Source organism: Streptomyces chengmaiensis, from assembly GCF_029846775.1.
GTDB classification, from domain to species: domain Bacteria; phylum Actinomycetota; class Actinomycetes; order Streptomycetales; family Streptomycetaceae; genus Streptomyces; species Streptomyces chengmaiensis.
In genome coordinates this window covers 1-14,368 of the sequence record NZ_JARWBG010000097.1, presented here as the reverse complement: position 1 = coordinate 14,368, position 14,368 = coordinate 1, and the positions used below count along the sequence as shown (strand labels likewise).

The 14,368-nt window shown below is 70.8% G+C and carries 14 protein-coding genes and 5 pseudogenes; 11 read left to right on the top strand and 8 right to left on the bottom strand.

What is annotated here, in order from left to right:
• Positions 1-139, bottom strand: a 139-nt coding sequence (locus QCN29_RS35745; RefSeq protein ID WP_279933407.1) for a transposase domain-containing protein, incomplete at its 3' end; no start/stop codon positions are given.
• Positions 140-198: 59 nt separating this feature from the next.
• Between QCN29_RS35745 and QCN29_RS35740 the strand changes: the two genes are divergently transcribed.
• From QCN29_RS35740 to QCN29_RS35725, 4 genes and pseudogenes are all read left to right on the top strand, one after another.
• A complete protein-coding gene (locus QCN29_RS35740; protein WP_279933406.1) occupies positions 199-429 on the top strand; it encodes a hypothetical protein in 231 nt (76 codons plus the stop codon).
• 134 nt (positions 430-563) lie between these two features.
• On the top strand, positions 564-779 hold the full coding sequence (locus QCN29_RS35735; RefSeq protein ID WP_279933405.1) for a hypothetical protein: 216 nt from the start codon (positions 564-566) through the stop codon (positions 777-779).
• A 758-nt stretch (positions 780-1,537) separates the two neighbouring features.
• A pseudogene (locus QCN29_RS35730) lies at positions 1,538-2,245 on the top strand (IS256 family transposase); the annotation flags it as partial.
• 271 nt (positions 2,246-2,516) lie between these two features.
• Positions 2,517-2,657, top strand: a pseudogene (locus tag QCN29_RS35725) (IS256 family transposase); the annotation flags it as partial.
• A 45-nt stretch (positions 2,658-2,702) separates the two neighbouring features.
• Here QCN29_RS35725 and QCN29_RS35720 read toward each other — a convergent pair.
• Both QCN29_RS35720 and QCN29_RS35715 read right to left on the bottom strand, forming a co-directional pair.
• Positions 2,703-2,942 carry a site-specific integrase gene (locus QCN29_RS35720; protein ID WP_279933404.1) on the bottom strand — a complete coding sequence of 80 codons (240 nt, stop codon included), beginning with the start codon at positions 2,940-2,942 and terminating at the stop codon, positions 2,703-2,705.
• A 359-nt stretch (positions 2,943-3,301) separates the two neighbouring features.
• Positions 3,302-4,015, bottom strand: a complete 714-nt coding sequence (locus QCN29_RS35715) for a hypothetical protein (protein ID WP_279933403.1) — start codon at positions 4,013-4,015, stop codon at positions 3,302-3,304.
• A 959-nt stretch (positions 4,016-4,974) separates the two neighbouring features.
• On the opposite strand from QCN29_RS35715, the gene QCN29_RS35710 reads away from it, so the two are divergent.
• From QCN29_RS35710 to QCN29_RS35700, 3 genes and pseudogenes are all read left to right on the top strand, one after another.
• Positions 4,975-7,179 carry an IS4 family transposase gene (locus QCN29_RS35710; protein ID WP_279933402.1) on the top strand — a complete coding sequence of 735 codons (2,205 nt, stop codon included), beginning with the start codon at positions 4,975-4,977 and terminating at the stop codon, positions 7,177-7,179.
• Complete coding sequence (locus tag QCN29_RS35705) at positions 7,176-7,481, top strand: hypothetical protein (protein ID WP_279933401.1); 306 nt, start codon at positions 7,176-7,178, stop codon at positions 7,479-7,481. Before QCN29_RS35710 ends, QCN29_RS35705 begins: the two co-directional genes overlap by 4 nt.
• 94 nt (positions 7,482-7,575) lie before the next feature.
• A pseudogene (locus QCN29_RS35700) lies at positions 7,576-8,538 on the top strand (arsenic resistance protein).
• Here QCN29_RS35700 and QCN29_RS35695 read toward each other — a convergent pair.
• The 4 genes from QCN29_RS35695 to QCN29_RS36975 are packed head-to-tail and all read right to left on the bottom strand — an operon-like array spanning position 8,531 to position 10,488.
• Positions 8,531-9,025 (bottom strand): GNAT family N-acetyltransferase, encoded by a 495-nt coding sequence (locus tag QCN29_RS35695; protein ID WP_279933400.1) that lies wholly within the window; start codon positions 9,023-9,025, stop codon positions 8,531-8,533. The pseudogene QCN29_RS35700 and the gene QCN29_RS35695 overlap by 8 nt on opposite strands.
• Positions 9,022-9,390, bottom strand: a complete 369-nt coding sequence (locus QCN29_RS35690; RefSeq protein ID WP_279933398.1) for an ArsR/SmtB family transcription factor — start codon at positions 9,388-9,390, stop codon at positions 9,022-9,024. Before QCN29_RS35690 ends, QCN29_RS35695 begins: the two co-directional genes overlap by 4 nt.
• Positions 9,378-10,040, bottom strand: a complete 663-nt coding sequence (locus QCN29_RS36980; protein WP_318036768.1) for a hypothetical protein — start codon at positions 10,038-10,040, stop codon at positions 9,378-9,380. The genes QCN29_RS35690 and QCN29_RS36980 overlap by 13 nt, the downstream gene beginning before the upstream one ends.
• The gene (locus QCN29_RS36975; RefSeq protein ID WP_318036767.1) at positions 9,931-10,488 is read right to left on the bottom strand and encodes an NAD(P)-binding domain-containing protein; all 558 of its coding nucleotides are present in this window, start codon (positions 10,486-10,488) and stop codon (positions 9,931-9,933) included. The genes QCN29_RS36980 and QCN29_RS36975 overlap by 110 nt, the downstream gene beginning before the upstream one ends.
• Before the next feature lie 106 nt (positions 10,489-10,594).
• Between QCN29_RS36975 and QCN29_RS35680 the strand changes: the two genes are divergently transcribed.
• The 4 genes and pseudogenes from QCN29_RS35680 to QCN29_RS37290 all read left to right on the top strand — a co-directional run.
• A complete protein-coding gene (locus QCN29_RS35680; protein ID WP_279933397.1) occupies positions 10,595-10,801 on the top strand; it encodes a hypothetical protein in 207 nt (68 codons plus the stop codon).
• A 54-nt stretch (positions 10,802-10,855) separates the two neighbouring features.
• Entirely contained in the window at positions 10,856-12,220 is a 1,365-nt protein-coding gene (locus tag QCN29_RS35675; RefSeq protein ID WP_279933395.1) for an NAD(P)-binding domain-containing protein, read from the top strand.
• 1 nt (position 12,221) lies between these two features.
• Positions 12,222-13,463 (top strand): MFS transporter, encoded by a 1,242-nt coding sequence (locus QCN29_RS35670; protein WP_279933393.1) that lies wholly within the window; start codon positions 12,222-12,224, stop codon positions 13,461-13,463.
• Positions 13,464-13,665: 202 nt separating this feature from the next.
• Positions 13,666-13,800: pseudogene (locus QCN29_RS37290) on the top strand (hypothetical protein); the annotation flags it as partial.
• Positions 13,801-14,085: 285 nt separating this feature from the next.
• On the opposite strand, the pseudogene QCN29_RS35665 reads toward QCN29_RS37290, so the two are convergent.
• A pseudogene (locus tag QCN29_RS35665) lies at positions 14,086-14,368 on the bottom strand (IS110 family transposase); the annotation flags it as partial.

The following is a 14,368-nucleotide window of genomic DNA, read 5'->3' as shown; positions in this document are numbered from 1 at the left end:
ACACCGTGAACCGGGCGGACAGCAGACGCCGACGCTTCTCCGAGCACCTCGCCTCACCCACCACCCGGTCCACCAGCTCAGGCGGACACGACCGGGTCAGGACCCCCAACCCCAGCCGCTCCAGACGCGATATCAGCACACCACTTCAACCGCCCGGCCCCCGCAAAAGCAACGGCATTGCCCTGGATCCTTCCGGGGGTGGCACCGACCGGCCGGAGTGTCACGGTCGCCGTCCTCGCCGTCGTCTCCTTCGACGGCGCCCTGATCTCGAGCGAACACATCTACTGGGACCAGGCCGCGGTCCTCGCCCAGACGGGGCTGATCGGGCCAGAGGCGATGGCTGGGCTGCCCGTTGTGACCGACCAGCACGCCACCCTGACCGACGGGCCCCTGAACCAGCTGGCGGCGGCGGGTGTGGACATGCGCTGATGACCCTCAGCGATAGCACGGCCCCGGCAGCCGCGCGCCGGCCTCACACTGATCGCAGCCTCGGCCCGCATCCCCGTCGTACGACTTGACTTCTGTCACGGTGGGACACCGAACACCAGTCCCTGACCGACCTGTTGCAGCAGCGGCTCGTCGAGGCATACGGCTGGCCCGCCGACCCGGCCGCCGACCTGATCCGCCACCGCTTGGTCCTTCCGGCCCTGGACGGCCCGGACGAGACGGACCCCACCCTCCCCGACGGTACCCCCGACCCCGCCGCGCCCCGCGCCATCGCCGTCGTGCACGCCCTGAACGCCTACCGGCAGGCCGCGACGCCGGACCCGTCATCCTGACCTGCCGCACCCGGCACTACGACGCGCGGCCGCGGCACACCACGATCCTGGACGCCGCCCGTATCACCGTCGCGCCAGCCTCCGGTGCAACGAGCGTTCGGGTGGTCTTGCGGCCCTCCCGAATGGCGTACGCTGGGCCCAACACACCGGCCCCCTCGGCATCACGCCGAGAGGGCCGGATGCATCTAGGGCGGCCCGCTACACCACAGGCGAGGGTGCCGCCACAGGGCCGGGGGCGATCCGCATTCGGCCGCCGACGTACTCCACGACTTCCCCCGGCAGGATCAGCAGCCCCGGCTCCCCGTCCTCCGCACCTGAACGGCCGGGCACCGCGCGCCAGTCATGAACGCCGTCGGGTCGACCTCCCACCCGCAGCCGCAGAGCCACTGCTCCAGGACCACGGAGTCGGCCCTGCTCGCCTCACGCGGCCACTCGTACGTACGAAACTGCAGGTCTCACACCCACAAGCTGAGATCTCTGACGAACCCGGGGCGGTTCACCGGCGCGCCCTGGGCAAGGCGCCCGTTCTCGTTGAGGCACGGATGTCGGCGATGCTCGCCGTCTCTACGAAGGGCCTGCCGACCGCCTTGCTCGCGGCGATGGCGTCCCGTCATGTGGTGTAACGGATCTTGGCGGGGAAGTGCGCCGTTTCCCTGCCCTCGCGTGCATCGGCTGCCGGTGAACGCTCCCTGAGAACGGGGCAGGCCACCGTGCAACTGTCCTTGGTGAACTGCCAGTTCGGTCCAAGGGGGTGCCCGGTGGCCTTGTCCCAGCATGACCTACTTCGCTTGCTTGAGTCACTACGTTCGGCAGATGGTCTTGAACTCGTCCGCGAGGTCGCCGAGCGGCTGCTGCAGGAACTGATCGAGGCCGAGGCCACCGCCCGGATCGGCGCGGAATGGGGCGAGAGGACCGACACCCGTACCGCCTGGCGCAACGGGCATCGGGAGAAAACCGTGACTACGCAGGCCGGCGACCTGGAACTGGCGATCCCGAAACTGCGGGCCGGCAGCTTCTTCCCCAGCCTGCTCGAGCGTCGGCGCCGCGTCGACCAAGCCCTCTACGCGGTCGTCATGGAGGCCTACGTCCACGGCGTCTCCACCCGCTCCGTCGACGACTTGGTGAAAGCTCTCGGCTCGGACACCGGCATATCGAAGAGCGAGGTCTCCCGGATCTGCGCCGGCCTCGACGAACAGCTCGACGCGTTCAGGGCCCGGCCCCTCGATCACACCCGGTTCCCCTATGTCTTCCTCGACGCCACCTATGTCAAAGCCCGCGTCGACCATCAGATCGTGTCCCAGGCCGTGGTCATCGCGACCGGAGTCACCGAGGACGGAGGCCGCGAAGTCCTGGGCGTCATGGTCGGAGACAGCGAGACGGAAGCCTTCTGGGGCGAGTTCCTGCGCTCGCTGCGAGAACGGGGCCTGAACGGGGTCCGCCTGGTCATCGCCGACCACCACTCGGGCTGGTCGGGTGTGTCAATTTAACGGCCCTGTCTCACATTCGGTANTCGCAGGTACTTCCCTTGGAGCAGTCGTTCCTGGAGCCGACCGGCTCGTGTAGCGGCCGCCGTCGTGAACTCGGCGTGCTGGAGCAGTCCTCCTCACCACAGCGCCGTCGCGTGAGTGAAGGCCGAGGTCGGAGCGCTAACTGCACGCTCTGCAACCGACAGCGACCAGTGCTCACGATCCGCCACCACCGAATGTGAGACAGGGCTGTTGATTAGACACTCCCGAACGACTCACCACCGCCGTGCTCATCGAGATGCACGACGAGTGGATCGCCTTCCCCCGCCGCTACCTCCCCGAAGGCAGCATGGACAAGATCTACCCCAACAACGACCAGATCGGCCCGGCTACACCACCACAGGGGACATGACCCTCCCCAGTTCGGGTGTGGTCATCGGTACTCCTGCCCGTGGGGTCAGCCGGACAGGCCGGTGACGGCGGTGAGGGTGGCGCGGCGCCAGGCGTCCTCGACGAAGCTGAGGGAGGGGCGGACGTAGGCCATGGTCGCGGCAGTGTGCCGGTGCCCCAGAAGCTGCTGGACGGTGAGCAGGTCCATGCCCTGTTCGTAGTGGTGGGTCGCACAGGCGCGGCGCAGGTCGTGGGGAGTGAACCAGTCGCCTTCAGGCCGGGCTTCCGTAGGCCGAGCTGGGTTCACGCGTCGGTCTGTCCCGGAACTCCGCGAACACCTCGATGGCGCTGCTGGAGAGCCGGAACCTCGTGCTGCGGCCCGAGGACCGCAAGTACCGTACCTACTTCCTCCACCCGTACATCGCCTCCTACGCATCCCAGGAGGAGCTGGAGGAGGCGATCGAGGACGCTTCCGAGCGGATCGGCCACGGGAGAGCTGCCCGAGATCAGCGTGCCGGTGCACCAGACCGCGCCGCCCAAGCGACAGTCCCAGAGCCTCAAGGCCATCCGGGCCGCCGGATAGCAAGGTGTTCCCGACGCCTACGGTGCGGTGCCGTAGGCATCGGGAACGCAGGTTGCCGCGCGCAGAGTTGATGTGGTCGCCGATCAATTCTGGTTCACCGGCCAGACCGCCGCTGGATCGCAACGGGCCGGGCAGGCCAGCAGGTAGACCTCGTTGCCGAGGAACAGGTTGTAGGTGTCGATGGCGACACTGTAGGGCTGTTCCGGTTGGCCGGCGTGAGTGGCGAATTCCATGTCCTCCGGCACCTGGCATACGTACACCAGCTCGGTGCCGCACGCGCACCGGTAGTACTCGGGAAACTGCGCCCAGGACGGTGTACCGCCCACCTTGAACCCCTGGGCTCCCCGCTCTTGCCCGGCGGCAGCATCCGTGAAGGACCGCAACGTCAGTGGCAGGGCGCGCAGAGACGGTTCGACCTCCGCCGCGGGCAGAGCCGCGGCACGCTGGAGCAGCACCCGCCAGAACGGGTGGGGGTAGGGCGGCTGCGGAGCGTCCCAGTACCGCGGCACGAGCCGACCATCGTCGGCCAGCTGAGGGTCGGAGGCGTCATTGTGGGCGCGGCAGTGGAAAACCATCAGGTGGTCTCCGCCGAACGGCCCCAGGTCCGCAGGCAGGTCGAGCTGGAAGAACAGAACCATCCGCTCGCCGCAGAAGCACTCTGGCCACTCCTGGCCATCGCCGGGGAAGGGCCAGCCGCCCACCGAGTTCCGTACCGGCCGGTCCAGCAGTTCGGTTCCGACCTCGAGCGCATAGGCTGGCAGCGCTGCTCGCAGTTTCTTCACGTCCGGTTCGATCACCTGTTCACCCTAACCGCGGCAGTACGAAACCGTGATCACTCGCCCGTACCCTGCATAGGAAACTGCAGGTCATTCCAGTTGTCACACCCCTTCGGTTCACTGTTTGCGGACTGAACCAAGGGGTGGGACATGCTTGAGCCGGTACACAACGACCCGCGCGGCTGGCTGCGGCACTACCTCAAAAGGAACCCGGTGCCCGAACAGGCCCCGGAAGCCACCGGATTCGTCTACGTGCTCGCGATCACCGGAGCCACGTCATACGTCAAGGTGGGATCAACCACCCGACCCCGCGCCCGCTTCGAGGTGCTGCGCACCGAAGCCCACCACGCCGGGTCCGCTGTAACGCAAGCCTGGCTCTCCCCGGCGCACCCCACCTACCAAAGCAGCGAGGCCCACGCGCTCAGCCTGCCGCGCCATCTCTGCGTCGTCCACACCGCGCAGCGAGTACTTCCCCTCCCTCGACTTTCACGACAGCGCGACGCGAGACGATCAGAGCTGTCCTGGGCTTCCGCAATACCCCTCGGGTGTCGACGACCACGCAGGCCGGAGGCCTCCACGAGCCGATCCCTTTGCACGTCGACCTACGTCTGGCCCCCAGCGCGTGGGAGATCGACCTTCGGGAGTGTCGACGACGGCGTAATTCCCCACCCGAGACGCCATGAAATGGGCCATGGGGACGACGGCGCAGAGACGGTCGCGATTGTGGGGACGGTGACCGTGCGCCGAGATCCCCACGGCGCCGGAGGTTCCCGGGCCGCTCGATGGCCAGACCGCCGTTCAGGCTGGTCAGGGCAGTCCAGGGTGGCCGACAGGCCAGCGCGAAGCGCCGCAATGCCGAGTAGTTAGGTGAGGCAGGTGTGTTGTCAAGAGGTGCGGGCATGCGAACGGGACCCCGGCTAGCGTGATCGTTCCGCCAAGAGCTCACCCGCGCCGAGGCCCCGTTGTTGCTTCAGTCTGCCATGTCCGACCTGCCACCATCCGCCGTGGACGACGACCGCTATTTACCCGGGCACCTGGGTGCGCTCACCGCCTATCTGCCGCCTGAGCTGGTGGAGGCGGTCCTGGCCGAGACTGGGCGTCTCCAACAACGGATGCGCCTGCTGCCGTCCCGCTGCGGCGTGTATTTCGTCCTTGCTCTATGCCTGTTCCCGCACCTGGGAATGGCGCTGGTGTGGGAGAAGCTGGCGCATGCCTGGGGTCCGCGGGCTCCGCGCCCCACCTCGGCGGCGCTGCGGCAGCTGCGCGCCCGGCTGGGCCCGGCGCCGTTGCGCGCTCTGTTCGAGGTGCTCGCGGTGCCGCTGGCCCCACCCAGCACGCCGGGCGTGGGCTATCGCGGACTACGCACGGTGGCCTTCGACGGATGTCACTCGCTGCACGCGCCGGATACCGCGGACAACCGGGCCTGGCTGGGACGCGTCCGCACGCGTCTGGGCTGGGCCGGCTACCCCGCTCTGAACGTGATGACGCTGGTCGATACCGGGACCCGCGGCCTGCTGGGCCCCAGCATCGGCGAAAACCGTCGCCAGTGCGACGAGAGGGACCTGGCGCGCACGCTGTTGCACCGACTCACCACCGGCATGCTGGTCCTGCTCGACCGGGGCTTTGACACGAACGACTTCCTCGCACAGGTACACGCCACCGGAGCCGATGTCCTGGTCCGCATGACAATCCGGCGGACTCCCCGCGCGAACACCGTGCTGCCCGACGGCAGCTTTCTGAGCACCTTCGGCACTCTGACCGTGCGCGTCGTGCAGGCTCGGTTCACCCTCGCCGGCCCCGATGGTGAAATCCTCACACACGACTACCGCCTGGCCACCACCCTCCTTGACCCCGTGCGCCACCCAGCCGCCGACATCGCCCGCCTCTACCACGAACGCTGGGAGATCGAGACCGGCTATCGCGAGATCCGCGCCACCACACGGGCCGGACGCCCGCTCCGCTCCGGCCACCGCGCCGGCCTCGAACAGGAACTGTGGGCCATGCTCATCTGCCACCAACTCCTGCGCATGGCCATCACCGACGCCCTCACCGGCCGCGACCCCGACCGCGGCTGCTACACCGCCGCCCTGGAAGCCGCCCGCGCCAGCATCACCACCGGACCCCTGACTGAGGACTGCCCCAACCCCGTCCATCACGCCGCCCAACGGCACCAGCTCCCGCCGCGCCGCGCACGCATCAGTGCCCGCCGCGTCAAGCACCCCACCTCCCGATACATCGCCTCCGACCGTTCTCTGCCCCGTCCCCGGGCGAGCACCCCGGTCATCGAGCTTCACGTCACCATCCAGCCGCCCCCGGCCCCACCGCCCGTGACGCCGCCCGTGAGATCGCCGGGCTGCTGCGGGCTTGACCTTCGAGTCGAGTTGAAGGTTTACGTTCGAGGCATGAGCACACTGCGCATCTCGCAGCTGGCCGAACGCTCCGGCGTCCCGGCCTCTACGCTGCGGTTCTACGAGACGGCCGGACTTCTGCCGGCCGAGCGGACGACGTCCGGCTACCGCCAGTACGGGCCGGACGCGGTCGAGCGGCTGGCGTTCATCTCCTCCTCGAAGCTGCTGGGCCTGGCGCTGGAGGACATCCGCGACCTGCTCGACGTACGGGACGCGGGGGTGTGCGCGGCGGTGCGGGAGCGGATGGTGCCGCTGGTCGCCGACCGGATCGCTGACGCGGACCGCCGCTCGGCCGAGCTCGCGGCGTTCTCCGCCCGGCTCGCCGAGGTCCACCGGCAGCTTTCCGGCCCGGCCCCGTCCGGAGGATGCGGCCCGGACTGCGGCTGCACCACCCCCGACGGCCGGCCGCAGGCAGCGGGGCGGGTCCTGATCGCCCTCTCGCCCACCCGCATTCAGGACGCGGCCGAAGAGCCGTGGCGCGAGGCGCCGGTGGCCTGCACGCTCGCCGGGGCCGAACTCGGCGAGCGCACCGCCCAGTGGCGGGCACTGACCGCGCAGGCCACCAGCCGCGAGCAGATCGCCGACGGAGTGCGCCTGGCCTTCCCCAGCACCCCTCAGCTGGCCTCCGAGCTCGCCGCCCTCGCAGCGGCCGAGCAGGACTGCTGCGCGTTCTTCGACTTCACCCTGAACCTCGCCCCCACGCACCTGACGCTCACGGTGCGCGCCCCCGAGGTCGCCGGCCCGCTGCTCGCCGACCTGTTCGGAGCCACCGCATGAACCTCGAGACGAAGTCCTCCGGCAAGTCCCTCCTGGGAGTGGGCGGGCTCGCCGCCCTGGCCTGCGTGGCCTGCTGCATCGGCCCGATCATGGCCTTCCTCGGCGGGCTGGGAGTCCTCTCCGCCGTCGGTGCCTTCTGGGTTCCGGCCCTGGCCGCCCTCACCGGCGTCGCCCTCATAGCCGCGGCGTGGGTGCTCCACCGGCGCCACAGGGCCGCCTCCTGCAAGGCCGCGCCCGGTCCCGTGGACCTGGGACTGCCCACCCCGCCCCCCGCCGAGCCGTCCACCCGCTCGTCACAATGAACCGGGGCCCGCACAGGGCCGCCGCACGATCAGCACGCACATACCGCAGGGAGTCAACAGGGTGTCGCAGGAACCGCAGGGTCTGGTCGCACGCATGGAACACCACCAGATCCCGATCTACCTCGGTGCCATGGCCCTGGGCGCACTCCTCGGCTGGGCAGCGCCCGCGGCAGGTCCCGGACTCGAGCACGCCATCAACCCCGTCCTCGGGGCGCTGTTGTTCGTGCTTCCTCCAGGCCCCGGCCGCCGATCTGCTCCGGTCCCTCCGGGACGGCAGGTTCCTGTCCGCGGCCCTGGTCGTGAACTTCGTGGTCGTCCCCCTGGTCGGAGCGGCGATGTTCACCTTCCTGCCCACGGACCAGGCCGTCCGCATCGGGGTCCTGCTGGTGCTGCTGTGCCCGTGCGTGGACTACGTCATCATCTTCAGCGGCCTGGCCGGCGGTGACAGCCGCCGCCTCCTGGCCGCGACCCCGCTCCTGCTCGTCGCCCAGATGCTGCTCCTGCCGGGCTTGCTGTACCTGTTCATGGGCCCGGACCTCGTCGACATCGTCGAGGTCGGCTTGTTCCTCGAAGCGTTCCTGGTCCTCATCGTGATCCCCCTCGCGCTGGCCTGGGGCCTCCAGGCGTGGGCGGCCCGCACCACGGCCGGCCAGAAGGTGTCGGACGCGGCCACGACGACGATGGTGCCGCTCATGGCCGCCACCCTCATCACCGTGGTGGCATCCCAGGTGCCTAAGCTCGGCGGCAGCCTCGGCGACGTGGCCGCCGTCATCTCGTTCACGCGGCGTTCCTCGTGGTCATGGCCTTCGCCGGACGCGTCGTGGCCCGGCTCTTCCACCTGGAGGCACCCGCGGCCCGCGCGGTCGTCTTCACCGGCGCGACCCGCAACTCCCTGGTCGTCCTGCCACTGGCCCTCCCCCTGCCCGACGATCTCGCGGTCGCCGCCGTCGTGGTGGTCACCCAGACCCTCGTCGAGGTCATCGGCATGGTCGCCTACGTCCGCCTCGTCCCGCGCCTGGTACCCGCGGACCGCCAGGCGCCGGTCGGCGTCAGCTGACGATCGGGCTGCGGCGCTCCAGCAGGACCACGTCCCGCCACACCCCGTGATGGCGGCCGATCCGCTCTCGGGTGCCGAGGACCCGGAAGCCGGCGCGCGCGTGGACCGCGAGGCTGGCGGCGTTCTCGGGAAAGATCCCGGACTGGATGGTCCAGATCCCGGCCGCCTCCGTCGAGGTGATCAGCGCGTCCAGGAGGGCCCGGGCGACGCCGCGACCTCGGGCGGCGGGGTGGACGTACACCGAGTGCTCGACCACCCCGGCGTACGCGCACCGGTCCGAGACCGCGCTCGCCGCGACCCAACCCAGCACGGCGCCGTCGTCGAGGGCGACGAAGCGGTGGCCGGGCAGCTTGGCCTTGTCGAACGCCGCCCATTCGGGAGCCTGCGTCTCGAAGGTCGCGTTGCCCTCGTCGATCCCGGCCTGGTAGATGCCCAGCACCTGCTCGGCGTGCTCAGGCAGGAGCTCCTCGATCCGCACGCCGGTCACGCTGTCTTCGCGGCGCCGGACAGCAGCGCGCCCATGGCGGCGAGCACGGACGGCTCGACCCGGTAGTACACCCACGTCCCCCTGCGCTCGGAGGACAGCAGGCCCGCCTCCTTCAGCTTCTTGAGGTGGTGGGAGACGGTGGGCTGGGAGACGCCGACGTCGGAGATGTCGCACACGCACGCCTCCCCGCCCTCGTGGGAGGCGACGGCGGAGAACAGGCTCAGGCGCACCGGGTCACCGAGGGCCTTGAACATCTTCGCCCCGACCTCGGCCTCCTCGGCCGACATCGGGCGCTCGTTCAGCGGCGGGCAGCAGGCCGCGACGACGTCGGGCTCCAACAGCGGCAGAACCTTCACATTCGACATACGTCTATGTTGACACACATCGAACCAAGGGAGCAGGGGGTCAGCTGCGGGCCAGGTGGGAGGCCAGGCGGCGGGCCGCCCGGGCGTCCCGGCCGACCCCGCGCAGCGTGTTCGAGGACAGACTGCGCTGCCACTCCAGCCCAACGAACTCCAGACCCGGACGGGCGGAGGAGGCGCCGCCGCGGTGGCGGGGGCACCCGGCGGGATCGAGGACACCGTCGAGACCGGCGAGGTAGGGCAGGTGCGGGCGGTAGCCGGTGGCGAGGATCAGCGTGTCCAACCGCTCCGTGGTGCCGTCCGCCCAGGTGACCCGGTCGCCGTCGAGGCCGGTGAACATCGGGCGCCGGTCGGGGGTGCCGGTGGTGAGGGCTGCACGGTAGCGGGCCGCCGTCGAGGACCGGCTGCGCGGGCGGAGTTCTCAGGAGCCGGCCGAGCGGAGCGGCGTCCAGGCCGGTGCGGGTGAGCCAGAAGTGCAGGTCCCTGCCGAGCAGGTGCTGCCGGGCGAACTTCACCGGCGCCCGCGTGGCCAGCGTGGTCCCGCTATCGCGGGCCAGCTCGGCGGCGATCTGCACCGCGGAGTTCCCCGCCCCGACCACCACCACCCGCTGCCCGGCGAACGGAGCCGGGCCGCGGTAGTCGGCCGCATGCAGGACCTGGCCGGTGAAGGTCTCCAGGCCCGGCAGGCCGGGGCCGGTGCGGGCGGCCGAAGCTGCCCGAGGCGGCGACCACCACCCGCGCCCACAGCTGCCCGCCGCCCTCCAGCTCGACCGTGAACCCGGCCCCGTCTGCCCGGACCGTGATCACGCGTCGGCCGGTGCGGATGTCGGCCTGCAGGCGGGCGGCGTAGGCGGTCAGATAGTCGACGACCTCGTCCCGGTGCGGGTAGCGGTCCGGATCCCCGCCGAACGGCATACCGGGCAGGGCGCTGAACCGGGCCGGGGAGAACAGGGTCAGGCTGTCGTAGTAGCGCGGCCACGACCCCGCCGCTCGCTCTGACGCCTCCAGCACCGCCGGCTTCAACCCTGCTCTGACCAGCGCATGCGTGGTAGCCAGCCCCGACTGCCCGCCCCCGATGACGACTGCATCTGCGTGCCCCACAACAACCCCCGTGAATTTGATGGATGTCTATGTTGACGTCTATCAATACAGGTGCCATGCTGATCACGCAAGCCATAGACAAACTTCGAAACACCAGGGAGTCGTCATGAACGAGCCGGTCACCCCCACCAGGCCGAACCATGCCGAGGCAGCAAGTTCCTGTTGCGGCGCCGCCCCCGCACCGGCCGCCGAGACGGCGCCCGCCCAGTCCTCACCCTGCTGCGGCACCAGCGAGGGCGCGGAAGCCGCCGGAGGCTGCTGCGACCCGCAGGCCAAGCGCGAGGCCGTCGCCACAGGCGCCGGCTGCTGCTGATCACCTCAAGTCCCAGCCCACCCGCCCGCCTGCACGAAGACCCGGAGACATGCCATGAGCGAGACCACCACCGAGCTGCCCGTCGTCGTCATCGGGGCCGGCCCCGCCGGACTCGCGGCCGCCGCCCACCTCCTTGACCGCGACATCACGCCCCTCGTCCTGGAAGCCGGCCCGCTCGCCGGGGCCGCCGTACGCGAGTGGGCCCACGTACGGCTGTTCTCCCGGTGGGGTGAGGTCGTCGACCCGGCCGCCGAGAAGCTCCTGGCCCCGACCGGCTGGACCAAGCCCGCCGAGGACACCTACCCCTCCGGCGGCGACTGGGCCGACCTCTACCTCCAGCCGCTGGCCGACGTGTTCGGCGAGCAGGTCCGCTACGGCGCCCGCGTCACCGGCGTCTCCCGTGCCGGCCGCGACCGCATCGTCGACGCCGACCGCGAGGCCCAGCCCTTCGTCGTCCATTACGAGAACGCCGACGGCCACGAGCAGCGCCTCTTCGCCCGCGCCGTCATCGACGCCTCCGGCACCTGGTCCACCCCCAGCCGCGCGGGCGGCAGCGGACTCGCCGCCCTCGGCGAGAAGGCCGCCGCCGACCGCATCACCTACCGAGTCCCGGACCTGAAGGACCCCGCCACCCGCGCCCGCTACGCCGGGAAGCGCACCGCGGTCATCGGCTCCGGCGCCTCCGCCTTCACCGCCCTCGCCTACCTCGCCGACCTCGCCAAGTCCGAGGACGGCCAGGGGAATCACACCACGTGGATTCTGCGCCGCGGCATCTCCGGCTCCACCTTCGGCGGCGGCCAAGCCGACCAACTGCCCGCCCGCGGTGCCCTCGGCCTGGCCGCGAAGGCCGCGGTCGACGGCGGCTACGCCGACGCGGTCACCGGCTTCCGCACCGACAACCTGGAGCGCACCGAAGACGGCCACGTGATCCTGATCGGCGAGGACGGCCGCCGTCTCGACCCCGTCGACGAGGTCATCGTCCTGACTGGCTTCCGCCCCGACCTGTCCTTCCTGGACGAGCTGCGTCTGGGCCTGGACGAGCGCCTCCAGGCTCCGGTCGCCCTGGCTCCGCTGATCGACCCGAATCAGCACTCCTGCGGCACCGTTTACCCGCACGGCGTGAACGAGCTCTCCCACCCGGAGAAGGACGTCTACCTCGTCGGCATGAAGTCCTACGGCCGCGCCCCCACCTTCCTCGCCATGACCGGCTACGAACAGGTCCGCTCCATCGCCGCCCACCTCGCAGGCGACCACGAAGCGGCCGAGCGCGTCGAACTCACCCTCCCCGAGACCGGAGTCTGCGGCGGCGCGGGCCTCTTCGACGAGCCCGCAGCCACGGAAGAGACTGGGGGCGGGTGCTGCGCGGCCCCGGCCACCCTCACCATCGGCGCCGCTCCCGCTTCCTCCGGCGGCTGCTGAGGTGAGCGACCTTCAAAGCGGCGTGGCCGCGACCGGGACGGGGGTCCGGTCGCGGCCACGCGCCGTCCTGCCCGCCCTCTGCCTCACCCAGATCACCAGCTGGGGCATCGTCTACTACGCCTTCATCGTCCTCAACCCGGCCATCACCGCCGACACCGGCTGGAGCGCGGGCGCCACCACCGCGGCGTTCTCCTCCGCCCTCATCGTCTCCGCCGTCGCCGGGATCTACGTCGGCCGCGTCCTGGACCACCGCGGCCCCCGCACCGTCATGACCGCAGGCTCCGCCCTCGGCGCCCTGAGCCTGCTGGTGATCGCAGCCGCCCCCAACCTGGCCGTCTTCTTCGCCGGATGGCTGCTCACCGGAGCGGCGATGGCCGCCATCCTCTACCAGCCCGCCTTCGCCGCCCTCACCCGCTGGTGGGGGCCCGACCACGTTCGCGCGCTGACCATCGTCACCCTGGCCGGCGGACTCGCCTCCACCGTCTTCGCACCCCTGACCGCGATACTCGCCGACCACATGTCCTGGCGCGCCACTTTCGTGGTGCTCGCCGGCATCCTCGCGGCGCTGACCGTCCCGGCCCACGCGATCGCGCTGAACGCCCCCTGGCCGCCAGCCCCGCCGAGCCTGCCGCACGTCACCGGCGGCCACGAGGGCGTGGTGCGCAGCCGGGCGTTCTGGATGCTGGCCGTCACCTTCACCCTGTCCGCGTTCGCGATGTACGCCGTCGTCATCGGCCTCGTCCCCCTCCTCCTCGAACGCGGCTACACCACCACCCAAGCCGCATGGGCCCTCGGCCTCGGCGGCGCCGGCCAGACCCTCGGCCGCACCCTCTACGCGGCCCTCGCCCGCCACCTCGGCGTCACCGCCCGCACCGTCACCCTGATCGCCCTCGGCGCCCTCACCACCGCCGCCCTCGCCACCGTGGCCGGCCCCTACGCCCTGCTCGTCGCCGTATCCGTCCTCGCCGGGGTGATCCGCGGCAACCTCACCCTCCTCCAGGCCACAGCCGTCACCGACCGATGGGGCACCACCCACTACGGCCGCCTCTCCGGCCTCCTCGGCGCACCAGCCCACGCGGCCGCCGCCCTCGCCCCCTTCGCCGGCACTCTCCTCACCCAGCCGCTCGGCGGCTACCCCGCCCTGTTCGCCCTGCTCGCCGCGCTCTCGGCCACAGCCGCCGTCACCGCCCTCGGAGCACGCCCTCAGCCAGTCGAGGGAGCGACTCACCCGAACCGGCGATAGCACCACACCTGTTGCACCAACTACGGTGAGCAAATACGCGCGCCGAGCTGCACACACGCTCCGTTCACTGCCTCGCGCCACAGCCGCAGCCCCAGAGAATCGATCGCGATCCGGCAGAGCTGGCCCGGATGATCCGCGCGCGGGCACTGGCGCTGTACGGCTTGCCCGTGGCGGGGTGGGGCCGAACTGGACGGTCGCGGCGATGGCGTCCCGGGAGCCGGGGCGGGGCGGCGTGCGTGCGGTCGGCTCCAGCCCGGAGGCGGTGGCCGCGTTCCTTCACCCGCGGCCGGTCGGTGAGCTCCATGGCATCGGCAGCGCTCAGGAGCGGACGCTGACGACGTACGGGGTCCACACGATCGAGCTGCTGGCGAATCTGCCGGAGGCTACGGTGCAGCGGGTGCTGGGCGGGAAGGCGGGCCGGCTGCTGCGCGAGCGTGCCCGCGGAGTTGAGAAGCTGTGTCACATCCTCTTTCAGCAGGTTGGCGTTGCGAGGTGTGGTCATGATCCGGTATGTCGTTCGGCTGGGCGTCGATGGACGGGCAGTCGAACGGCAGCAGGGGCCTTTTCAGGCGACTGCCGTGCGGGGGGTCGGGGTTGCCCCGGGCTGACGGCGGGGGCAGCCCTCGCCGCGCTTCTTCAGGTAGAAGTCCCGGTTCGGCCCCTCCCGCATCATGCTGGTCTGCGCCGACATGTAGAAGACCCTGCGCAGGCGGCGGCTGTAGCGCTTGGGCCGGTGCAGGTTGCCGGTCCGGCGTCCGGAGTCGCGAGGGACAGGCGCCAGCCCGGCCGCCGACGCCAGGTGACCGGCGTCGGCGTATGCCGACAGCTCGCCGACCGCAACCACGAACTCGGCGCCGAGTATCGGCCCCATGCCGGGCAGGGACTCGATGATCTCCGCCTGTGGA